General features: G+C 55.5%; 16 protein-coding genes, 3 rRNA genes and 1 pseudogene. 6 read left to right on the top strand and 14 right to left on the bottom strand.

The window, feature by feature from the left end; genetic code table 11:
- Positions 1 to 32: 32 nt before the first annotated feature.
- The gene (locus ACP8IT_RS11245; protein ID WP_490290116.1) at positions 33 to 479 is read left to right on the top strand and encodes a hypothetical protein; all 447 of its coding nucleotides are present in this window, start codon (positions 33 to 35) and stop codon (positions 477 to 479) included.
- A gap of 137 nt (positions 480 to 616) precedes the next feature.
- Here the strand turns inward: ACP8IT_RS11245 and ACP8IT_RS11250 are convergent.
- The 8 genes and pseudogenes from ACP8IT_RS11250 to ACP8IT_RS11285 all read right to left on the bottom strand — a co-directional run bounded on the left by ACP8IT_RS11250 (position 617) and on the right by ACP8IT_RS11285 (position 11,429).
- Positions 617 to 1,823: pseudogene (locus tag ACP8IT_RS11250) on the bottom strand (IS256 family transposase).
- Between the two features lie 264 nt (positions 1,824 to 2,087).
- A complete protein-coding gene (locus tag ACP8IT_RS11255; RefSeq protein ID WP_490293048.1) occupies positions 2,088 to 3,050 on the bottom strand; it encodes a hypothetical protein in 963 nt (320 codons plus the stop codon).
- 256 nt (positions 3,051 to 3,306) lie between these two features.
- Positions 3,307 to 3,424 (bottom strand): 5S ribosomal RNA (gene rrf, locus ACP8IT_RS11260).
- Between the two features lie 160 nt (positions 3,425 to 3,584).
- A 23S ribosomal RNA gene (locus ACP8IT_RS11265) occupies positions 3,585 to 6,664 on the bottom strand.
- A 511-nt stretch (positions 6,665 to 7,175) separates the two neighbouring features.
- A 16S ribosomal RNA gene (locus tag ACP8IT_RS11270) occupies positions 7,176 to 8,694 on the bottom strand.
- The 16S, 23S and 5S rRNA genes sit together here, the layout of an rRNA operon.
- 583 nt (positions 8,695 to 9,277) lie before the next feature.
- Positions 9,278 to 10,258 carry a hypothetical protein gene (locus tag ACP8IT_RS11275; RefSeq protein ID WP_284612866.1) on the bottom strand — a complete coding sequence of 327 codons (981 nt, stop codon included), beginning with the start codon at positions 10,256 to 10,258 and terminating at the stop codon, positions 9,278 to 9,280.
- Complete coding sequence (locus tag ACP8IT_RS11280; protein WP_490290118.1) at positions 10,255 to 11,058, bottom strand: ATP-binding cassette domain-containing protein; 804 nt, start codon at positions 11,056 to 11,058, stop codon at positions 10,255 to 10,257. The genes ACP8IT_RS11275 and ACP8IT_RS11280 overlap by 4 nt, the downstream gene beginning before the upstream one ends.
- Positions 11,055 to 11,429 (bottom strand): GntR family transcriptional regulator, encoded by a 375-nt coding sequence (locus tag ACP8IT_RS11285; RefSeq protein WP_035108334.1) that lies wholly within the window; start codon positions 11,427 to 11,429, stop codon positions 11,055 to 11,057. The genes ACP8IT_RS11280 and ACP8IT_RS11285 overlap by 4 nt, the downstream gene beginning before the upstream one ends.
- Before the next feature lie 208 nt (positions 11,430 to 11,637).
- Here ACP8IT_RS11285 and ACP8IT_RS11290 point away from each other — a divergent pair, with 208 nt between their 5' ends.
- Positions 11,638 to 12,792, top strand: a complete 1,155-nt coding sequence (locus ACP8IT_RS11290) for an NYN domain-containing protein (protein WP_023016349.1) — start codon at positions 11,638 to 11,640, stop codon at positions 12,790 to 12,792.
- On the opposite strand, the gene ACP8IT_RS11295 is transcribed toward ACP8IT_RS11290, so the two are convergent.
- Together ACP8IT_RS11295 and trxA are read right to left on the bottom strand one after the other, a co-directional pair.
- Positions 12,789 to 13,526 (bottom strand): PspA/IM30 family protein, encoded by a 738-nt coding sequence (locus tag ACP8IT_RS11295; RefSeq protein ID WP_005280399.1) that lies wholly within the window; start codon positions 13,524 to 13,526, stop codon positions 12,789 to 12,791. The genes ACP8IT_RS11290 and ACP8IT_RS11295 overlap by 4 nt on opposite strands.
- Positions 13,527 to 13,616: 90 nt before the next feature.
- A complete protein-coding gene (gene trxA / locus ACP8IT_RS11300) occupies positions 13,617 to 13,988 on the bottom strand; it encodes a thioredoxin (protein ID WP_278722872.1) in 372 nt (123 codons plus the stop codon).
- 119 nt (positions 13,989 to 14,107) lie between these two features.
- Here trxA and ACP8IT_RS11305 point away from each other — a divergent pair, with 119 nt between their 5' ends.
- Genes ACP8IT_RS11305 through ACP8IT_RS11320 form a run of 4 tightly spaced genes read left to right on the top strand, consistent with a single transcriptional unit; the run spans position 14,108 to position 18,305 of the window.
- The gene (locus tag ACP8IT_RS11305) at positions 14,108 to 14,308 is read left to right on the top strand and encodes a heavy-metal-associated domain-containing protein (protein WP_023027975.1); all 201 of its coding nucleotides are present in this window, start codon (positions 14,108 to 14,110) and stop codon (positions 14,306 to 14,308) included.
- Between the two features lie 9 nt (positions 14,309 to 14,317).
- Positions 14,318 to 16,507: a heavy metal translocating P-type ATPase gene (locus ACP8IT_RS11310; RefSeq protein WP_490290119.1), complete on the top strand. Its 2,190-nt coding sequence runs from the start codon at positions 14,318 to 14,320 to the stop codon at positions 16,505 to 16,507.
- Positions 16,508 to 16,510: 3 nt separating this feature from the next.
- Positions 16,511 to 17,812, top strand: a complete 1,302-nt coding sequence (locus ACP8IT_RS11315; protein ID WP_490290120.1) for an MFS transporter — start codon at positions 16,511 to 16,513, stop codon at positions 17,810 to 17,812.
- A 28-nt stretch (positions 17,813 to 17,840) separates the two neighbouring features.
- A complete protein-coding gene (locus tag ACP8IT_RS11320; protein ID WP_284630582.1) occupies positions 17,841 to 18,305 on the top strand; it encodes a VanZ family protein in 465 nt (154 codons plus the stop codon).
- 5 nt (positions 18,306 to 18,310) lie between these two features.
- On the opposite strand, the gene dnaB is transcribed toward ACP8IT_RS11320, so the two are convergent.
- The 4 genes from dnaB to rpsF all read right to left on the bottom strand — a co-directional run bounded on the left by dnaB (position 18,311) and on the right by rpsF (position 21,598).
- The gene (gene dnaB, locus ACP8IT_RS11325) at positions 18,311 to 19,744 is read right to left on the bottom strand and encodes a replicative DNA helicase (RefSeq protein WP_490290121.1); all 1,434 of its coding nucleotides are present in this window, start codon (positions 19,742 to 19,744) and stop codon (positions 18,311 to 18,313) included.
- Positions 19,745 to 20,205: 461 nt separating this feature from the next.
- Complete coding sequence (rplI, locus tag ACP8IT_RS11330; protein WP_005275797.1) at positions 20,206 to 20,658, bottom strand: 50S ribosomal protein L9; 453 nt, start codon at positions 20,656 to 20,658, stop codon at positions 20,206 to 20,208.
- A 48-nt stretch (positions 20,659 to 20,706) separates the two neighbouring features.
- Positions 20,707 to 21,258 (bottom strand): single-stranded DNA-binding protein, encoded by a 552-nt coding sequence (locus tag ACP8IT_RS11335; protein ID WP_005275799.1) that lies wholly within the window; start codon positions 21,256 to 21,258, stop codon positions 20,707 to 20,709.
- Between the two features lie 49 nt (positions 21,259 to 21,307).
- The gene (gene rpsF / locus ACP8IT_RS11340) at positions 21,308 to 21,598 is read right to left on the bottom strand and encodes a 30S ribosomal protein S6 (RefSeq protein ID WP_023016353.1); all 291 of its coding nucleotides are present in this window, start codon (positions 21,596 to 21,598) and stop codon (positions 21,308 to 21,310) included.
- Positions 21,599 to 21,633 lie beyond the last annotated feature (35 nt).

A 21,633-nucleotide genomic window follows, 5' to 3' on the forward strand; every position in this document is an offset into this window, starting at 1 on the left:
AGTACAGATATTCCCACTTAGGATTTATGGAAATGGCAGTAGCACCAGAGCGTCATTTTGATTTAAAGGCCGCTGCGTTCTCTTTGGCGGAAATCCTTAATAGGGACGCTTTGAGTGAAAATAGGTTTAGGGATGAGGACGCTACATCATTACCTAAATTTCGTGGCGTCGCTGCTTGGATTAATACCTTTTTATACATTGTTTTAGAAGTGGAAACTCCTAACGGTACAGCCTTTGTAGGGTTTGAAACCATTTTTCATCCTGAGGGAACTTTTCGAGACTACTCGGTTGAGTATGAAAATGTCCACGACTTATGGGCGTACGAAATTGCTGGCGAATCGTTTCTTAAAAAACTCGATTTTGAAGATTCAAATCGTATCACTTGGTTGAAAACTGATAGGAAAAGTTTCGTTCCTTCTACATGGCGCGATTTGCTCGATTTTAATGATGCATCGATTCGAATATGGATGCAGGATTAAAGGCTTTTCCTTTTGACTATTGCCACGAGGGGCGGCCAAGTCCGGTGGAGCGGTATATCTGTCCTTTCTGAATCGGTGGATCGGGGGACAGCGTCAGGGTCGGTGTTGGGGTCCGGCTCGGGGTTGATATTGGTTCATTAAGAGGCTGCCTCGATGGTGTCTGCGTCGTTGGCGTGGACGGTATTGGTAGCTATCAGGCGTCGGGTTTGTTCCAAGCTTGCTAGTGACATATAGCGTTTTTGCTGAATCCAATCGTCATGCTGTTCAGCTACTACCGCGCCGACGAGGCGGATGACTGCTGCGCGGTTGGGAAAGATTCCTACAACGTCGGTACGCCGCCTGATTTCACGGTTCAAACGCTCCGTTGGATTATTGGACCATACCTTCGTCCATACAGCTTTGGGCGTGGTTGTAAACGAGAGTATCTCATCTAATGATTCTTCCAGGTAGTCGGCTGCGTCAGGGAAACGCTCGGTACAGAAATCGGACCTGACCCCCGGACAGTGGACACGTCGGGGGTCAGGAACCTGCTGATACGCTCTTGCGGTCACCATAAGATACCCACCTGTTGGCAGCGCGAATTAAGTGCACGATACAGGTTTGGACCATTGAATTCGGCCATGTTGCCTCTACAGCCTGCGGCAAGCCTTTCAGCCCGTCACAGCAGACAATAAAGACGTCTTTGACCCCACGGTTAGATAAGTTGGCACATATCTGCGCCCAAAATGAAGCGCCTTCTTCTTTGGCAATCCATAGACCCAAAATGTGCTTGATACCATCTAACTCCACGCCAATAGCCATGTACGCGGACTTGTTGACAACCCTGCCACCATCGCGGACTTTAATGCGCAACGCATCCAGGAAGATAACGGGGTAGAACTCATCTCACTGGCGGTTTTGCCAGACCATGACCTCATCGCCGACGGCATCAGTGACCGGGGAAATTGTTTCATGAGAGATATCTACCCGCAGTGCAGTAGCCATCTGATGCTGGATATCCCGAATGGTCATTCCGCCGGCATATAAACTGACAATCATATCGTCAACATCTGTCAGCCGCCTGGAGCCTTTAGGCACCATCGTAGGAACAAATGTCCCGTTTCTATCTCGTGGAACATCAATGCTTACTGGCCCGTAATTAGAATCTACGGTTTTCGGATATGTCCCATTGCGGTAATTATCCGTTCCAGCAGTAGCTTTAGCTGGGCTATCACCGGATGCATAACCCAGGTGGGTATCCATTTCCGCGTTCAGCCTGCGGGTAATTGAAGCTTGCAACATACCGCGAACCAGGTCATTGGCATCCGTGGTGGAAGTGCCTAGCTCATCAATAAGTTTCGCCATCTCAGGGTTAGCAAGAAGCTTCTTTTCAATCGCATCAATCTTGGCCTTATCAGCCGGATCTCGTCGTGCCACACTAGTCATTCTGGCTTATCTCCTTATGCAGGTTGGGAACCTACACACAAACCATTAGACACTCTCTTATTTTCTTCTCCCCGTAGGGAACTATTTTTGCTTTGATTCATAGACCCCAAGGCTACGTCAATTGATTATTGCTCCTAACCAGTACGGATGGAAAACTTGGCACCTTATGAGCATTGCGGGTATTTACCGACCCAACCACCCCTTCTCAGAAGCAAAGAACTCAAAGAGCTTATCAAATTGCTCAACTACACTCTTTCGATCAACCGCTGGCGGAGTCCACCACTGGTTAGCGGGTCCCTCCTGCTGATGGTTTTGAGGATCCGCCCAGACGTCACCGCCAATGAAAAGACGATCCATGACAGTAGATTCTGCTTCAGTAGGGTTGTTTAAATACTGCTCAAAGCCTTGCCTAACGTAAAAAGACTTAAAGATATTTCTACAATTTAGAAAGGCCTCACCGGCGCTTGGTCCACCTTTGTCAAAAAGAGCCTGAATGGCCCAAGGTCCGTCATCGCGACATTCCCACCGAAGGAATTCATAAGCAAGGTCTTCGAGTTCGTCGAGGTCGGGCCATGTAGGGTTTCGCGCACACTCAAGAATGTCTTTTTCCCAAACCTCCGCGAGTGCTACCGGACAATTGGACCACAACCATAAGTATCGACCGAGCACTTCTGGCTTTGTGCAATCAATCTTCACTGCGGCACTCTTGTAAGCCTTCGCAGATAGTGCAACTGAAGCTTGATCTTCAGAAAGTCCTTCAACTATTGAAGAAATCGCGCCTGGATCGAAAACCCATACAACGTCAGGCTCTTTATGTTCTAGCCATACCGCCATAATTCGCGCCCCCAGTGGGGATGACTTATTGGCCGCATCCCAACCAAGCAGGTCTCGCACCTTTACAGGGCTAACGCCGGACTTAATTTGAATACTTATTGTTTCGAAGCTCATCTTCCAAGTGAATGGCGATCCGGCTCTTATGCCTTTTCTTTGTTTCAACGTGAGCGGACGGATAGGGATCTGGCAGCTAATGTCTAGCCCATTGTCGTCCATTGTCAACAAGTTGGTTGCAATTCCTGCACTCTCGAGTGCGGCCACTACTTGTAGCTCGGCCAGCTTCCCTCGTACTGTATTCGAAGTCCTCAACATGAATGTTATTTTAGTTAAAGAAGACCACTTCAAAGTGAAGAGAAAATAACGGGTACGCCCTACCCACCACACCTGACAGTAGGGGGTAACACCACGACACCTACCACGCATTCCCCCAGCTCGACAGAGAACAACCCACAAATACAAGCGGGGTAAAACACCAAGTAGTCCCCGAAACACCAACCACCCACAATTATTCGGGGTGGTGGCCTTTCGGGGACTACCAGAATCACTATTTTGTTGTTTTGTTGTTTGGTGTCGGCGGTGACTTACTCTCCCACAACCTCCCGGTTGCAGTACCATCAGCGCGTACAGGCTTAGCTTCCGGGTTCGGAATGGGACCGGGCGTTTCCCTGCAGCTATGAACCACCGACAAACCTATCAGAACACTACCCACCACACTTGTGTGTGGTGTTGTGTCAGATACTGCATAGTGGACGCGACACACACGATAATGTGTATTTTTGTTTGTTTACTCGCTTCACAAGTCCACCCAACAATCATCCCCACACGTGGTGTTCGGGGGTTGTTGTGGTGTGTTTGTTTTGGTCAATTAGTACCAGTAGCCTTCACACCTTACAGTGCTTCCAAGTCTGGCCTATCTACCCCATAGTCTTTAGGGGACCTCAAAAGAAACCTCATCTTAAAACAGGCTTCCCGCTTAGATGCTTTCAGCGGTTATCCCTTCCGTACGTAGCCAACCAGCGATACCCCTGGCGGGATAACTGGCACACTAGAGGTACGTCCGTCCCGGTCCTCTCGTACTAGGGACAGCCTTCTTCAAGTTTCAACGCGCGCGGCGGATAGAGACCGAACTGTCTCACGACGTTCTGAACCCAGCTCGCGTGCCGCTTTAATGGGCGAACAGCCCAACCCTTGGGACCTACTCCAGCCCCAGGATGCGACGAGCCGACATCGAGGTGCCAAACCATCCCGTCGATATGGACTCTTGGGGAAGATCAGCCTGTTATCCCCGGGGTACCTTTTATCCGTTGAGCGACACCACATCCACAAGTAGGTGCCGGATCACTAGTCCCGACTTTCGTCCCTGCTCGACATGTCTGTCTCACAGTCAAGCTCCCTTGTGCACTTACACTCACCACCTGATTGCCAACCAGGCTGAGGGAACCTTTGGGCGCCTCCGTTACATTTTGGGAGGCAACCGCCCCAGTTAAACTACCCACCAGGCACTGTCCCCAACCCAGATCATGGGCCAAGGTTAGATGCTCAATCCGATCAGAGTGGTATTTCAACAACGACTCCACCACCACTAGCGTGACGGTTTCACAGTCTCCCACCTATCCTACACAAACCGAACCAAACACCAATACCAAGCTATAGTGAAGGTCCCGGGGTCTTTTCGTCCTGCCGCGCGTAACGAGCATCTTTACTCGTAATGCAATTTCACCGGGCCTGTGGTCGAGACAGCAGAGAAGTCGTTACGCCATTCGTGCAGGTCGGAACTTACCCGACAAGGAATTTCGCTACCTTAGGATGGTTATAGTTACCACCGCCGTTTACTGGGGCTTAAATTCTCAGCTTCGCTAACAAACGTTAACTAACCGGTCCTCTTAACCTTCCAGCACCGGGCAGGCGTCAGTCCATATACATCAACTTAACGTCTTCGCATGGACCTGTGTTTTTGATAAACAGTCGCTTCCCTCTATTCTCTGCGACCCCACAACACTCCAACCGCAAGGGTCTTCACGTCACAGGGCCCCCCTTCTCCCGAAGTTACGGGGGCATTTTGCCGAATTCCTTAACCACAGTTCACCCGAACGCCTTAGTATCTTCAACCTGACCACCTGTGTCGGTTTAGGGTACGGGCCATACACACACTCGCTAGAGGCTTTTCTCGACAGTACAGGATCACCACCATCAACCCTTTTGGGTCTACGCATCACGCCTCAACCACAAAGTGTGGCGGATTTACCTACCACACGGCCTACACGCTTACACCACCAATCCACTAAGTGGCGCGGCTACCTCACTGCGTCACCCCATCACTTGAACCACACATCAGGCCCCACGACATCAACACCACCAACACTCAAAAAAGTGAAAAGGTAGCGTATCCGCAGTGGTTAGTATCCGTGCTTTATCATGGGCGCACATGTACGGGTACCAGAATATCAACTGGTTATCCATCGACTACGCCTGTCGGCCTCGCCTTAGGTCCCGACTCACCCTGGGAAGACGAACTTGACCCAGGAACCCTTAGTCATCCGGCGGTAAGGATTCTCACCTTACAATTCGTTACTCATGCCTGCATTCTCACTCGCACACAGTCCACGCCTCCTCACGGTAACGCTTCCACCCATGCACGACGCTCCCCTACCCAAACAACAAAAAATTGTTGCTTGCCGCGGCTTCGGCGGTGTACTTGAGCCCCACTACATTGTCGGCGCAGAACCACTCGACCAGTGAGCTATTACGCACTCTTTCAAGGATGGCTGCTTCTAAGCCAACCTCCTGGCTGTCTTCGCGATCCCACATCCTTTTCCACTTAGTACACCCTTAGGGGCCTTAACCGGCGATCTGGGCTGTTTCCCTCTCGACTATGAAGCTTATCCCCCACAGTCTCACTGCCGCACAACACAATTGATGGCATTCGGAGTTTGGCTGACATTGCTAAGATTGTAGTCCCGCTCAACCAACCAGTCGCTCTACCTCCACCAAGCTAAATGCGACGCTGCACCTAAATGCATTTCGGGGAGAACCAGCTATCACGGAGTTTGATTGGCCTTTCACCCCTACCCACAGCTCATCCCCGCAGTTTTCAACCTACGTGGGTTCGCGCCTCCACAACCTCTTACAGCTGCTTCACACTGGCCATGGGTAGATCACCCCGCTTCGGGTCCAGGACATGCCACTTATCACCCCATTAGGATTCGGTTTCCCTACGGCTACCCCACACGGGTTAACCTCGCGACATGCCGCTGACTCGCAGGCTCATTCTTCAAAAGGCACGCCATCACACAATAAAAAGCGCTCTGACGGATTGTAAGCACATGGTTTCAGGAACTATTTCACTCCCCTCCCGGGGTACTTTTCACCATTCCCTCACGGTACTATCCACTATCGGTCACACTGAGTATTTAGGCTTACCGGGTGGTCCCGGCAGATTCACAACAGATTCCACGAGCCCGTTGCTACTCGGGAACCCAACAACCCCCACATCATCATCTTCAGCTACAGGACTCTCACCTACTCCGGTAGGCCATTCCAAACCACTTCACCTAACAACAATGCAAAAAGGGCGTGCCACTGGTAGATGACACAAAATCAGGCCCCACAACACCGCACACACAACCCCTACCAGGTATCACATGCACACGGTTTAGCCTCATCCACGTTCGTTCGCCACTACTAGCAGAATCATTATTATTTTCTCCTCCTACGGGTACTGAGATGTTTCACTTCCCCGCGTAACCCCCACAACAGCTATGAATTCACTGAAGGGTAACCCCACATAACCAGGGCCAGGTTTCCCCATTCGGACATCCTCGGATCAACGCTTTATTGACAACTCCCCGAGGCTTAACGCAGCCTTACACGTCCTTCATCGGCTCAGCATGCCAAGGCATCCACCATGCGCCCTAAATAACGAACACACCAACCACCACACACAAACCACACAACACGAAGCCATGCAGCCAGCATGTGGCAGCAACAAGTGAACTTGACAAAATAAACAAAAAGAAAAATCACATCACACACACAACACCACCCACAAAAGCAGGCGGCATCATGTGAGATGCTCGCGTCCACTATACAGTTCTCACACAACACCCCAACCAGCAACAAACACCACCACAATGAATGGCATCCATCAACCAGTCAGGCACACAAAAAAGGGGGATAATGCCCCAGACACCCAACAATGCACCAACGACTTACCAATCAACTTTACTTCCTGTATGCATGGACACTTTTACGCATGTCACAAAGCACTGTCTCAACACTCGGTCCTGTCGATTAAGGTGTATGTCCTACCCGGAATTGCCATATTCGGTGGCAGCAGAACACTCGCCTACTCAACCACCAACCCACCATCAAACAACAGTGGACAACCCACAACTGTGGGTCATGGCTGCAACTGCAGCCAAAATAAAAGCTCCTTAGAAAGGAGGTGATCCACCCGCACCTTCCGGTACGGGTACCTTGTTACGACTTCGTCCCAATCGCCGATCCCACCTTCGACGGCTCCCTAACACGTTTAGGCCACCGGCTTCGGGTGTTACCAACTTTCATGACGTGACGGGCGGTGTGTACAAGGCCCGGGAACGTATTCACCGCAGCATTGCTGATCTGCGATTACTAGCGACTCCGACTTCATGGGGTCGAGTTGCAGACCCCAATCCGAACTAAGGCCGGCTTTCAGCGATTCGCTCCACCTCACAGTGTCGCAACGCGTTGTACCGACCATTGTAGCATGTGTGAAGCCCTGGACATAAGGGGCATGATGATTTGACGTCATCCCCACCTTCCTCCGAGTTAACCCCGGCAGTCTCTCATGAGTCCCCAACCAAATGCTGGCAACATAAGACAAGGGTTGCGCTCGTTGCGGGACTTAACCCAACATCTCACGACACGAGCTGACGACAACCATGCACCACCTGTACACCAACCACAAAGGGACGAACTATCTCTAGCCCAATCTGGTGTATGTCAAGCCCAGGTAAGGTTCTTCGCGTTGCATCGAATTAATCCACATGCTCCGCCGCTTGTGCGGGCCCCCGTCAATTCCTTTGAGTTTTAGCCTTGCGGCCGTACTCCCCAGGCGGGGCGCTTAATGCGTTAGCTACGGCACGAAAGTCGTAGAAAGACCCTCACACCTAGCGCCCACCGTTTACGGCATGGACTACCAGGGTATCTAATCCTGTTCGCTACCCATGCTTTCGCTCCTCAGCGTCAGTAACTGCCCAGTAACCTGCCTTCGCCATCGGTGTTCCTCCTGATATCTGCGCATTTCACCGCTACACCAGGAATTCCAGTTACCCCTACAGCACTCAAGTTATGCCCGTATCGCCTGCACGCCCGGAGTTAAGCCCCAGAATTTCACAGACGACGCGACAAACCACCTACGAGCCCTTTACGCCCAGTAATTCCGGACAACGCTCGCACCCTACGTATTACCGCGGCTGCTGGCACGTAGTTAGCCGGTGCTTCTTATCTAGGTACCGTCACAAAAAAGCTTCGTCCCTAGCGAAAGGAGTTTACAACCCGAAGGCCTTCATCCCCCACGCGGCGTCGCTGCATCAGGCTTGCGCCCATTGTGCAATATTCCCCACTGCTGCCTCCCGTAGGAGTCTGGGCCGTATCTCAGTCCCAATGTGGCCGTACACCCTCTCAGGCCGGCTACCCGTCGCCGCCTTGGTAGGCCATTACCCCACCAACAAGCTGATAGGCCGCGAGCTCATCCTACACCGAAAAAACTTTCCAACCACCACACTAAAGATGGTTCCTATCCGGTATTAGACCCAGTTTCCCAAGCTTATCCCGAAGTGCAGGGCAGATCACCCACGTGTTACTCACCCGTTCGCCACTCGAGTACCCTGCAAGCAGGGCCTTTCCGTTCGACTTGCATGTGTTAAGCACGCCGCCAGCGTTCGTCCTGAGCCAGGATCAAACTCTCCACAAAAAGAATTTCAGCAAAACACTGAAAAGGCCGTGAAAAGCCCAAACCTAACCAAAAGAACAAACCACCACAAACCCACAAAAGCAGGCCCATGCTGGCGTCCAAAAATTACTACAAAGAAAAAAATAAACTGCCTCCCCAACCCGACGGGGCACAAAAAAGGGAGACAAAAAGTTGAACACAATCACATGCCAACCAATCCATCAATGCAGCCGAAACACTAAACAGTATTCAAAAAGATGCGTATTCCAACACCTTACCGGCACACACCAACCAACAAGCACACTAGGCTTGCCGGCCAACAGACCAATCAACACACAACCATGCACACAAAAATAAAAAATAAGTACATTGGCACACTATTGAGTTCTCAGACATCATCAGCACACAACAGCTACATGCCTAAAAGCATGGAACTCGTTGCGAGTAAAAAATTGTTTTCGTCAGGGCCTGTTTTCCTATCGCCGCTTCAGCCAGAGACAGTGTCTGTCTCTGTGGGGCGCTGTCGGTCGCGCTGACTCGTATTAAGTTACACACCGCTTTAAATTTCCACAAACTCGCTGGTCACTCTTGGTTTCGAAAGCATTTATTTCATGCCGAGCCAGCCCGCAAAGCCTTTCTCCCACAGGCTGCTTATGCGGCGTGCATATATCGGCAGGGTTACGGCCCATACGGCGTAGATGCCAAGGCTTATAAACATCCCCACCGCGGCCGAGACATAGCCTTGGACGAAAAGCCATAACAGTGCTGCGATACCGAGGAGGTACGCGACAAAAACTCCAAGGGTCCTCTTCTCTAGGAACTCGAGGTACGTAAGGCCCGGGACGGTGACGGCCGCGATGGCGGTCATGGCGGCGGCTATCTCGATCGTGGTTCCCCCGAGGGATAAGGCTAAGCCCACGGCGGCGCAACCAAGGATGAGGATGAGCCCGGTCATTGCGGTCATGGAAGCCCAGCGCCGACGCGTGCCGCCGAGCGTGACATAGTCCCTGAGCGTATCCCGCAATATGCCCATGGGCTGGCTGATGAAAACGGCGGAGAGTGCCCAAGCAATGAAAGCAATAAATTCCATCGGTTCCCACAGCGTGCTCATTAGCGAAAGCACAACGTTGATGGCTAAAAATACGACGACCATCAGCCACATGCGGAGCTGGCGGCGGTATACAGCCTGCGCGTCGAGCGTCGGCGGGAAACGCCCAAGCTTGGATGCAATTCCCAAAGGGGTCGTCGAGTAGCCCGTCCTGGTTGGGGTTGGTTTGCGCCACAGTGCCCATGCCAATGCCGCCGCATAAACAGCCAACGCCCACCAGCCCTGCCGTGCAGCCGTTCCTGCCATGGCCACGACAGCGAAAACCGTGACTATAATCCGGCGATGTTCATTCCATATCTGTGAGCTCAGGCCAAGTACTTGGTACTTATCAAAACTGGGTTGATACGTCAGGATGGGCACAAGGGGCAAGAGCAAGGTGACAGTTCCCCACTTTTCGCCAAAAAGTACGGGGTAAAGCGCAATGAAGAAGAGGACTGTAACCCAAACCCATTCCGTTGTGTGCCATAGAAGTTTCATGACTGCTCCTCCAATGCTCGGACAGCCTTTTCAAGTGATACCTCTGTTACCCGGAGGTGATGTTCGTTGGCATAGCGGAAGACGGTATCGGGGGAGGAGGTGCGGGCATCGACAAGCACCTGGTCTCCCAGGCTGGTTGAAGCGTGCTCCAATACCGGCAGGTCCAGTGCGGAAATGGCCGCGGAGATCGCCTCTTCGGGCCCGCTGATTTCCAGGAAGGAATCAACAAATTCGTCCACGGGACCGCTAATGGGGTGCTCCCCCATAAGGGAAATAGTGTCCAGCAAGCCCTCTATCTCGTTGAGGTGATGGGTGGATACCACGATGGTACGACCGTGCTCTTCCCGGAGTACCTGGTAAAAGAGTTCGCGACGCGGCAGGTCGAGGCCCAGATAAGGCTCGTCCAAAAGCATTATTTCGCAACCAGACGCAACGGCGAAGACAAATCCCAACGCCGATTTTTGCCCGCGCGAGAGCGCAGAATACGCCTTATTGGGGATGTCGAAGCGCGCGATGAGGTCTTCGTAGCGCTCAGCATTCCAGTTGGGCCACCGCGCTTGGCCAACGGCGCCGAGCTTCTTGCTGCCCCACGAATCCGGCAGCGGATTGTCGATGCCCATGAGGATCACCCGGTTGAGTACGGATTGGTTATCAAAGGGCTGGCGGTCAAAGACCGTGATGCGGCCGGATTGAATTTGACCGGCGATTTTTCGCAATAAGGTGGTCTTGCCAATTCCGTTGCGGCCGACCAGACCATGGGTAAGACCTGCGGAAAAGGTGAAATCGCGGGTAGTGATCATGAGTACATTCCTCTGCTTTCTGCAACCCGATCAAAAAGGTCATGGAGCTGGGCGCGGTTGTAGCCCAGGCGTACTGCTTCATCGACAAGCGGGGCCATATACTCCGCTGCGAAGTCACCTCGCCTGCGCTCGCGGATGGCACGCGATGCACCCTCGGCCACAAACATGCCGATGCCCCGCCGCTTTTCCAGCACTCCTAAGTCCACCAAGAGGGTGATCCCCTTTCGCGCGGTTGCGGGGTTGATGTTGTGGAAATCCGCCAGCTCATTGGTGGAAGGTGCCTTATCGCCCTCCGCCAGAGTGCCGTCCACAATGGTGTCTTCCACCAAGGACGCAATCTGCCGAAAGAGCGGCTGCGTGGAGTTATCCATCATCACCTTCGGCTCGTTAGTTACTTAGTTAGTTGTGTAACTAACCATATAACACGCTTGCCGACGCTGCAATGGTCACCGAATTCTTTTCATTTGCGGCCAATATACTGGGAATTAGCGAATTCTGATCGACGTTTCGGGGTGAATAAGGCACACTGGAGGTAACAAAGAATTTTATTTAGAACAATTAGAACGGAACTTAGGAGCCATGCTTGAACGCACACTTGTCTTTGTCGATACCTCATACCTGCTCGCGAGCTTTTATAACTCCTGGGAAACGGGGGCTCGCGCGCAGCTAGAAATCGATCTGCCCGAGGTGGTCAGCACCATGGGCGGGATGATCGAGGAGCAATTAGGCAACCCGATTCAGCGCCAATACTGGTACGACGGAATCCCGGATACCGGTCCGCACCGCTACCAACGCGCCCTTCGCACCTGCGAGGGCGTGCAATTGCGCACCGGACAACTCATTGAATGGGGTGAGCGACGCACCCAAAAGGGCGTCGACACCCGGCTTGTGGCCGATATGGTCATGGCCGCCGTGAAGAACCAGTTCACCGACTTCGTGCTGGTCAGCGGCGATGCTGACATGATCCCCGGCGCGCAGACCGCCGTAGACAATGGCATCCGCGTGCACCTGTACGGCTTTGGCTGGGACTCGATGTCCGCGGCGCTGCGCCATACGTGTGATTCCACCACCATCTTGGATCCACGCGAGGACTTCGCGGATTCCATGGAGCTGCAGGTCCTCGAGGGACCGCTTCCCCCAGTTGTGCGCGATGCAGCGCAGAAGGCAGAGGGAGCAGAAGAGGAGCTTCCGGGCACCGAACACTGCGACGAGTGCGAAGAGCCCTCCGAGGTAGAAACCGCATTCGGCACCCCAGAAAAGCCCACGCCGGCACCTACCCCAAAGCCCGCGCCGCCTCAAAGCGCACAGCAGGCCGCAACCCCAGCCCAACAAGAGCAGGAAAAGCCCGCCGCGGAAGAGGCCGAGGCTACCGATCAAGCAGCACCAAAGCCTGCGCCGAAACCATCAATGATGGCACCGCGGCGCAAGCTGCGCTCGAAGTACGTCCCGCTGCCAGAAGAGGTCTGGAGCTCTGCCGGGTTCCAGTCACCATTCGATGTGGGCCAGCAATACGCATCATGGTGGTTTGATAATGCCGCCAACTCAGAGCAGCGCGACCAAGCCCACTTACTGTCTGGCGGCGGATTGCCACCGGAGATCGACCGCCCGCTGCTGCAGTTCGCCTGCGAAACCCTGCATGAATACACCCTGACGGAAACCCAGCGCGTGAACTTACGCGATGGGTTCCACTCAGGAATCCGCGGCGTGCTTATTAATATCCGCCGCGAGAATTAATCCCCGGATTCGATTTCCTTCTTCTTGGCCATATCGGCGCGCAGCGCATCGAGCCGCGCGCTGGCCTTCATATCGTTGCCGGCCGCTTGAATCTCGCTCATGCGGTCGCCGCCGGTTGCCTGCTGCAATTCTTGTGCACCAAGGGCATCGGCATAGCGCTTTTCAATCTTGGCGCGGACGGAGTCCAGGCTCGGCACGGAATCGTCGGGCTTGAGCTCGTTCATGGAATCAAGCGCTTCCGCGTTCTTTTCCTGCATTGCAGCCTGATCCGCCTGCGCTTCTAGCTGGCTGACCTGTGCCAGCTGCTCCTTCAAGCGGGCCTCGGACTGTTTTTGCTGGTTCTTGGCCTGTTCAGCCGCCTGCTCCGCCGCCGCGTACTGCTGCTTGACGTCTTCCAGTTCCTGTTCCACCGCAACGAGCTGGGAGGCCACTACCTCAGCGGCTTGGTTGTACTCATTCGCCTTCTGTGGGTCCTCGGCGGAATCCGCAAGCTCCAATGCGCGCTGGGTTTGGGATTGGTAATCCTGCTGGGACTTCACCAGGCGGTTCATCTGCATTTCCAACTGAGACTTGTGCCCGATGATCTCTGCCGCATGATCAGAAATCTCTTGGTGCTGTTCCTTGGCGGCCTTAACCGCCTGCTGGATTTGGACCTTTGGATCGGCGTTCTCATCAATCTTTTGATCGAGAGAACTCATCACGTACTTCCAGCCCTTGCTGAAGGGGTTAGCCATCACAATCTCCTTTGGTCATAAAAAGACGCTTTCTAGCGAGTTTAGCGATACTCACCAGAAAGCGCCGTGGAAGCTCTGAAAATTCAGATTCTATGCCTCCTGTGCGTTCTGCTCTTCAACCTGGCGGCGAACCTCAGCCATGTCCAGGTCCTTGACCTGCTTGAGCAGATCCTCCAGCGCTGCGGGCGGCAGTGCGCCAGCCTCGCGGAAGACGAGGATGCCATCGCGGAAGATCATCAGGGTAGGAATGGACTGAATCTGCAGCGCGGAAGCAAGACCCTGGTTTGCCTCGGTGTCCAGCTTGGCAAAGGTAGCATCCGTGTGCTCCTCGGATGCCTTCTCGTAGACAGGGGCAAAGCGCTTACATGGGCCGCACCAGTCCGCCCAGGCATCGACAAGCGTAATGCCTTCGCCGGTTACGGTCTGTTCAAAGTTCTCTTCAGTGACATCAATAGTAGCCATACTCGTTGTAACTCCTTTACATTATGGTTTATTCCCCACCGTACCTAAATTTCTTCCTTGCCTGATACCCCTAGGGGGTATAGCATGGAAGCATAAGCAATCGAGAAAGGATGATAGTCATGGCAACGAAGAACTACACCGTAGAAGGAATGAGCTGCGGACACTGCGAAATGTCCATCCGCGAAGAGGTCGGCGAAATCGCCGGTGTGGACGCTGTTTCCGCAGACCACACCACCGGCGCAGTGTCTGTCTCCGGCAGCGATTTCACCGATGAGCAAGTAGCAGCCGCCGTAGCCGAAGCCGGATACACCCTTAAGTAGGCGAATAACATGTCACACGTTGATCTCGGGGTCTCGGGCATGACCTGCACGTCCTGCTCTTCCCGGGTAGAACGCAAGCTCAACAAGGTAGACGGTGTTGAGGCGAGCGTTAACTTCGCCACCGAATCCGCCTCTATTGAGTTCGATCCGGAGACTTCCACGCCCGCGGATCTGATCAAGGTCGTCGAAGGCGCCGGATACAGTGCTTTCGATATGTCTGGCAACGATGACGCAGACCAGGACGGGGACGCAGAGGGCACGCCGGCTGATGATGCCCGCGCTGCAGAACAACAGAGCCTGCTGCGGCGCACCATCATCTCCGCGGTATTGTCTGCCCCCATCATGGTCGTCTCCATGGTGCCTGCCCTCCAGTTCCAGAACTGGCAGTGGGCCTGCGCCATGCTGGCCACCGTGGTCTTCATCTTTGGTGGCGCCCCCTTCCACTCCGCTACGTGGACCAACCTGAAGCACGGCTCGTTCACCATGGATACCTTGATTTCCATGGGTACCTCGGCCGCCTACCTGTGGTCCCTGTACGCGCTATTCTTTGGCAACGCCGGCGAGCCCGGCATGACGATGAGCATGTCGTGGTCCTCCAGCTCGGCCGAGATGGACCATATCTACTTTGAGTCTGTGGGAATGGTCATTACTTTCCTGCTCCTCGGCCGCTGGTTCGAGGTCAAGGCCAAGGGGCAGTCTTCTGAGGCGCTGCGCACCCTGCTATCCATGGGCGCGAAGGAAGCCTCCGTGCTGCGGGACGGCGAGGAAAAACGCATTCCCATCTCCCAATTGCAGGTAGGCGATGTCTTCGTTGTGCGCCCGGGCGAAAAGATTGCCACCGATGGTGAGGTCGTCTCCGGCAATTCCGCCGTGGATGCCTCCATGATCACCGGTGAATCCGTCCCGGAAGAGGTGGGCGTGGGCGATACCGTTACCGGCGCCACCATTAATGCTTCCGGCAAGTTGGAGGTCAAGGCCACCCAGGTGGGCGAGGACACGGTCCTTTCCCAAATGGCCACCTTGGTCACCAACGCGCAGGCCTCCAAGGCTCCCGTGCAGCGCCTGGTGGACCGCATCGCGCAGGTCTTCGTGCCGGTAGTCATCGGCATTTCCGTCCTCACGCTGCTGGTACACCTCATCTTTGGCGGCGTGGCGCCGGCGTTTATCGCCGCTGTCTCCGTGCTGATCATCGCCTGCCCATGTGCACTGGGCCTTGCCACCCCGACCGCCATCTTGGTCGGCACCGGCCGCGGCGCCCAGTTAGGCCTGCTCATTAAAGGCCCGGAGATCCTTGAGTCCACCAAGCAGGTCGATACCATCGTGATGGATAAGACCGGCACGGTTACCGCCGGGGAAATGTCCGTTACGGCCGTGCATGGCGATGTCCTCGATTATGCCGCCGCCGTCGAGCGGAACTCCGAGCACCCCATCGCCCAGGCCATTGCCCGCGAGCGCGACGTGGAGCCCGGTACCGATTTTTCCACCAGCACCGCTGGCGTGGAAGCAACGGCGGATGGGGTGCGCGTGGGCGTCGGCAAGCCGCGTGGAGACCTAGGCCAGTACGCTGAGGCCTTCCGCGAGGCAGAGGCCGCGGGCGCTACCCCGGTGGCGGTGTACCTAGACGATGAGCTCGCTGGGCTCATTGAGGTCCGCGACACTGTCAAGCCCACCTCCGCTGAGGCCGTCCAGCAGATGAAGCAGCTGGGCCTGACCCCGCACCTGCTGACCGGCGATAATGAGGGCGCGGCCAAGCGCGTGGCAGAGGAAGTTGGCATCACCGAGGTCACGGCCGGCGTGATTCCGGAGGAAAAGGTCGACGTCATCAAGAAGCTGCAGTCCGAGGGACACAATGTGGCGATGGTTGGTGACGGCGTCAACGATGCCGCGGCCTTGGCCCAAGCGGACCTTGGCTTGGCGATGGGCGCCGGTACCGACGTTGCCATCGAGGCCTCCGATATCACCTTGATGAATGGGGACCTGCGGTCCGCAGCCGATGCCATTCGCCTATCCCGCCGCACGCTGCAGATCATTAAGGGCAACCTGTTCTGGGCCTTTGCCTATAATATTATTCTCATCCCCGTAGCGGCCTTTGGCCTGCTCAACCCGCTATTTGCCGGCATCGCTATGGCATTGAGTTCCGTATTCGTCGTCTCCAATTCCCTGCGTCTTCGGAAATTTTCTAGCCAGCGCTATGATTAGCGCATGCTCAGCCGCAATGAACGATTAGACCGGCTCCCGGTCACCAGCAAACACAAGCGCCTACTCTTGGGCTCCGGCCTAGGGTGGGCGCTCGATGCTATGGATGTGGGGCTTATTTCCTTCATCATGGCCGCCCTGGCCGTGCATTGGGATTTGAGCAGCACCCAAACCTCCTGGCTCGCCTCTGTTGGCTTCCTCGGCATGGCTCTGGGCGCGACATTCGGCGGGCTCCTTGCGGATAAATACGGCCGCCGCCACGTCTTCTCCCTTACCCTCTTGGTTTACGGCCTGGCCACCGGTGCCTCCGCCCTGGCCGGCGGGCTGACCATGCTTATCATCTTCCGTTTCATCGTCGGGCTGGGCTTGGGCGCGGAGCTGCCGGTCGCCTCCACGCTAATCTCCGAATTCTCGCCGCGCCGCATCCGCGGACGCATGGTGGTCCTCCTTGAGGCCTTCTGGGCGCTCGGCTGGATCCTCGCCGCGCTCATCGGCACCTTCATCGTCGGCGCCGGCGAAAACGGCTGGCGCTGGGGCTTTGCCGTGGGGCTCATCCCCGCTGCTTATTCGGTCTACGTGCGTCTGGGCTTACCGGAATCGGTGCGCTTCCTCGAGTCCAAGGGCCGCCACGAGGAGGCCGAAGAGATTGTGGCATCCTTCGAAAAGGCCGCCGCGGGCCAGCCGCTTGACGATGCCCACCCGGAACCCACCGCCTCCACCGAGACCTCCATTTGGGGTCCGGGCCTGCGCCGCCGCACGGCGGCGCTGTGGACCATATGGTTTTGCGTCAACTTCTCCTATTACGGCGCCTTCATCTGGATTCCGTCCCTGCTGGTTGCCGATGGTTTCTCGCTCGTAAAATCCTTTAGCTTCACCCTCATCATTACCTTGGCGCAATTGCCGGGCTATGCCACTGCCGCCTGGCTCATTGAGGTCTGGGGCCGGCGGATTACCCTCGCCGTGTTCTTGGTCGGCTCCGCCGTCTCCGCCGGGCTCTATGGAACCGCAAGTTCCGAGGTATTCATCATCATCGCCGGGTGCCTGTTGTCCTTCTTCAACCTCGGCGCCTGGGGTGCCCTGTATGCCATTGGTCCGGAGCTCTACCCCACCGCGCTGCGCGGGCGCGGTGCGGGCGCCGCGGCGGGGTTTGGCCGCATCGCCTCCATCGTGGCACCGCTTATTGTGCCGCCATTGATCGCGGCAACCGGCGCTGGATTCCTCTTCGTGCTCTTTGCGGCCGCATTCGCCATCGCCGCCGTAGCGGCATTTACTCTGCCTGAGCTGAAAGGTGAGACCCTTGCTCGATAAATTAGCCCTTAGCGCCTGGATCGGCGTCATGGTAGCGCTGACCACCCTGAAGGCTTTCTTCCAGATTGGTTACCTGTGGAAGCCCGAAAATCAGCGCGTCCGCGAGCTCCATTTAGTTCCCCTCGATGAATTCTCCGGCAATAGTTGGTTTGCCCCGCTTTTTGAATACGCTGGTAATACCGCCTTCTTCATCCCCTTCGGGCTCTTGGTATTCACGCTATGCCGTTCCGTGAAGGTATCGACGGCCTGGGGATTCGCGCTGAGTTTAACCCTGGAGACGGCCCAATATGCCTTCGCCTTAGGCCGCACGGATATCGACGATCTGCTGTTTAATACCCTCGGCGCGCTCATCGGTGCAGCAATCGCCTACTGGTGCGGCCAACGCTTCTTCCCGGTTTGGCGGTGGCTTTCCCTGGCCGCGGCCGCGGTCTTTATCGTGTTGGTGATTCTGGGTCCCCGATTAGGAGACCCCGCCGCCGTCGTGGACCTATAAGCCCTTTATCCGTGCGCCATGTTGACGAACTTGGAGTAGTGCAGCTGGTGGGCCACCTGCACCGTATCAATGGGCCCGCCGCGGTGCTTAGCCAAGATAATATCCGCTTCACCGGCGCGCTCGTTATCGCGGTCCTGCGAGTCTGGGCGGTACAGCAGCATCACCATATCGGCGTCCTGCTCCAAGGAACCGGACTCACGCAGGTCAGCCAATTGTGGCTTCTTATCGTTTCGAGCTTCAGGTCCACGGTTCAGCTGCGAGATGGCAATCACCGGCACCTCAAGCTCCTTGGCCAAGAGCTTGAGCTGACGCGAGAACTCCGAAACCTCTTGCTGGCGCGACTCCACCTTTTTGCCCGAGGACATCAGTTGCAGATAGTCCAAAACAATGAGGTCGAGCCCATGCTGCTGCTTGAGCCGGCGTGCCTTCGAGCGAATCTCCATCATCGTGAGGTTCGGGGAATCATCAATGAATAGCGGCGCATCTTGGATGCGGTTAAGCGTGTCATCGATCTTCGCCCAGTCTTCAGTGGACACCCCACCACTGCGCATATCGGTGAGCTTCACCTCGGATTCCGCGGAGAGCAGGCGCATCACGATCTCTGAGGCGGACATTTCCAAGGAAAAGATGACGGAAGACTTGCCGTGCTGCAGCGAGCACGAGCGAATGAAGTCCATCGCTAGCGTGGACTTACCCACACCGGGTCGCGCCGCCACGATGATCATCTGTCCCGCGTGCAAGCCATTGGTGAGCTTATCCAGGTCAATAAACCCTGTGGGCACACCCAATTCAACGCCGCCGGCCTGCTGCAGCGCCGCCAAATCATCAATGGTGGGGTCAATCAGGTCCCCCAGCACGCGGTAGTCCTCGGCGGTTTTACGCTGGGCGATGGCAAAGACTTCCTGCTGGGCCCGGTCGATCACCGATTCGATCTCAGCATCCTCCGTGCCCGAAAAGCCCAGTTGGACCACGCGCGTACCGGCATCCACTAACCGGCGCAGGACGGCCTTTTCCGCCACGATTTCCGCGTAATAGCGGGCATTGGCAGCGGTAGGAACCGTAGCCAAAAGCGTGTGCAAATAGGGTGCGCCGCCAACGCGCTCGAGGTTATTGAACCTATCCAACCGCGAGGAAAGGATAAGCGGGTCAATGTCTTGGCCCGCCGCGTAAAGGTCCAGCATCGCGCCATAAATTAAGGCGTGAGCCGGATAATAAAAGTCATCGGGTTCGAGCTCTTCAATAACTTCCATGACCGTATTGGGGCTAAGCAGCATTGCACCCAATACGCCTTGCTCGGCTTCCCGGTCCGACGGCGGCTGGCGATACTCCTCGTATCGCTGCGGTTGGTCCTGTTGGTACCGCGGCCGGCGCGCTACGGCGTTATCCGGCGCAGGCGGTTCCGGTGGAAGCTGTTCATCATCAAAGCTCGCGTTGGTCATGTGTCCCCCTTGGTGTCCGTGAAGCGACCTTGTGTAACGCTGTCCAAGTTTAGACCAGCGCCCAGACACTACCCGCCTGGGTATAACTTCCACAGTTATCCACAGGGGATTGTGGAATTACCAGGTAGTCCAATCATCGCTTTCCATTTACCGAGGTCACGACTGTGGATAACTTGCCACCTTTCTGACCTGCGGCGATAATAACTGCTGGTCAGGGAGCTATTTGCAGGTGTGAAAATTACCACATGATAGTGGAATATGGCCTGTGACCAGCGGGTAAGGCAAGCAAAAATCTTGGTGGGAAAGAACGCCGAATTCCACATTCATCCACAGATTTTCACAGTTATCCACAGGCCAGTTGGGTAGGCAAAAGGCCCCAGGAATTCTCCACCTCACATAGAGAATTCGTGGGGCCTTAAGCCATGCTGTTGTCTTTGGGTCTGTGGACCGTCGTGCGCTGCTTAGGCAGCGACGACCGAGAAGTTCACCTTGCCGAGCACGTCAGCGTGCAGCTTCAGCTCGACCTGGTAGTTGCCGGTCTTCTTGACCAGGCCCTTGGGCATATCAACGATACGCTTATCCAAGTTAGGGCCACCGGCCTTGGAGACGGCCTTGACAATGTCTTCTGCGTTAACGGAACCGAAGAGCTTGCCGGAAGTGGAGGTCTTAACCTTGACCTCAACGTTCGTCAGCTGCTCAAGCTGGTTGCGGACCTCGCGTGCGTGGTCCAGGTCGCGAATTTCGCGAGCTTCCTGGGCGCGCTTGATGCCCTCAATCTGCTTCTCAGCGCCGCGGGAAGCCACGATGGCCAAGCCGCGGGGAAGCAGGTAGTTACGTCCGTAGCCGTCCTTAACCTCAACAATTTCGCCAGCGGCGCCGAGGTTCTCAACGGCAGCGGTGAGGATCAGCTTCATGATCCCTGCCTTTCAATTGAGTTAGTTGAATAGTTGCGGGTGACAGACTTAGAACGGGGGTTCAGAATCAGCGCCTCCGAAACCACCAGCTGGCGGTGCGGAGTTCCACGGATCCTCTGCAGGAGCCTGGTTCTGCTGCTGCGACTGCTGCTGTTGCTGTCCTCCAAAGCCGCCCTGATTATTGTTATTCGAGCGCTGCTGCTGGCCGCCGCCATAGTTGCCGCCACCCTCACGGGGATTGCGGTTTACCTGTGCGGTGGCGTAGCGGAGCGACGGACCGACCTCATCGACGTCGATCTCAAACACGGTGCGGTTTTCACCCTCGCGGGTCTGGAAGGAACGCTGCTTCAAGCGGCCGGTAACGATGATGCGCATGCCCTTGCTCAGGGTCTCGGCGACGTTCTCCGCCGCCTGGCGCCATACGTTGCAGGTCAGGAACATAGCTTCGCCGTCTTCCCACTGGTTCGTCTGCGAATTATAGCGACGAGGCGTGGAGGCGACGCGGAAGTTAGCTACCGCCGCACCCGCCGGGGTGAAGCGAAGCTCGGGGTCAGCAACTATGTTGCCCACCACCGTAATATTGGTATCTCCCTGTGCCATGTCTTTACTCCTTATCGGTTACGTGGATTGTGCCTGATCCCAGTATCCGCTACTTGCTGTCGGTGCGCAGAACCTTGGTACGCAGGATGGTGTCGTTCAGGTTCAGGCGACGGTCGAGCTCGGAAACCGAAGGGTGCTCGCACTCCAGGTTAACGACGGCGTAAATGCCCTCTTCCTTCTTCTCGATGGGGTATGCAAGGCGACGCTTGCCCCATACATCGAGGTTCTCAACCTTGCCGCCGTCCTTGCGGACGATGTCGAGGTACTTATCTAGGGACGGGGTTACGGTGCGCTCATCCTGATTAGGATCCAGAATGATCATGACTTCGTAGTGACGCACGGACCTCATCACCTCCTATGGTCTAGTCGTTTTCG

It is taken from the genome of Corynebacterium sp. LaCa_23 (genome assembly GCF_058182375.1).

What these genes read in the sequence shown, in the direction of transcription:
- ACP8IT_RS11315 (WP_490290120.1), top strand. Translation starts at nt 16,511, where the DNA reads ATGCTCAGCCGCAATGAACGATTAGACCGGCTCCCGGTCACCAGCAAA.
- ACP8IT_RS11310 (WP_490290119.1), top strand. Translation starts at nt 14,318, where the DNA reads ATGTCACACGTTGATCTCGGGGTCTCGGGCATGACCTGCACGTCCTGC.
- ACP8IT_RS11245 (WP_490290116.1), top strand. Translation starts at nt 33, where the DNA reads ATGGCAGTAGCACCAGAGCGTCATTTTGATTTAAAGGCCGCTGCGTTC.
- dnaB (WP_490290121.1), bottom strand. Translation starts at nt 19,744, where the DNA reads ATGACCAACGCGAGCTTTGATGATGAACAGCTTCCACCGGAACCGCCT.
- ACP8IT_RS11285 (WP_035108334.1), bottom strand. Translation starts at nt 11,429, where the DNA reads ATGGATAACTCCACGCAGCCGCTCTTTCGGCAGATTGCGTCCTTGGTG.
- ACP8IT_RS11275 (WP_284612866.1), bottom strand. Translation starts at nt 10,258, where the DNA reads ATGAAACTTCTATGGCACACAACGGAATGGGTTTGGGTTACAGTCCTC.
- ACP8IT_RS11290 (WP_023016349.1), top strand. Translation starts at nt 11,638, where the DNA reads ATGCTTGAACGCACACTTGTCTTTGTCGATACCTCATACCTGCTCGCG.
- ACP8IT_RS11305 (WP_023027975.1), top strand. Translation starts at nt 14,108, where the DNA reads ATGGCAACGAAGAACTACACCGTAGAAGGAATGAGCTGCGGACACTGC.
- ACP8IT_RS11335 (WP_005275799.1), bottom strand. Translation starts at nt 21,258, where the DNA reads ATGGCACAGGGAGATACCAATATTACGGTGGTGGGCAACATAGTTGCT.
- trxA (WP_278722872.1), bottom strand. Translation starts at nt 13,988, where the DNA reads ATGGCTACTATTGATGTCACTGAAGAGAACTTTGAACAGACCGTAACC.
- ACP8IT_RS11255 (WP_490293048.1), bottom strand. Translation starts at nt 3,050, where the DNA reads ATGTTGAGGACTTCGAATACAGTACGAGGGAAGCTGGCCGAGCTACAA.
- rplI (WP_005275797.1), bottom strand. Translation starts at nt 20,658, where the DNA reads ATGAAGCTGATCCTCACCGCTGCCGTTGAGAACCTCGGCGCCGCTGGC.
- ACP8IT_RS11280 (WP_490290118.1), bottom strand. Translation starts at nt 11,058, where the DNA reads ATGATCACTACCCGCGATTTCACCTTTTCCGCAGGTCTTACCCATGGT.
- ACP8IT_RS11295 (WP_005280399.1), bottom strand. Translation starts at nt 13,526, where the DNA reads ATGGCTAACCCCTTCAGCAAGGGCTGGAAGTACGTGATGAGTTCTCTC.
- ACP8IT_RS11320 (WP_284630582.1), top strand. Translation starts at nt 17,841, where the DNA reads ATGGTAGCGCTGACCACCCTGAAGGCTTTCTTCCAGATTGGTTACCTG.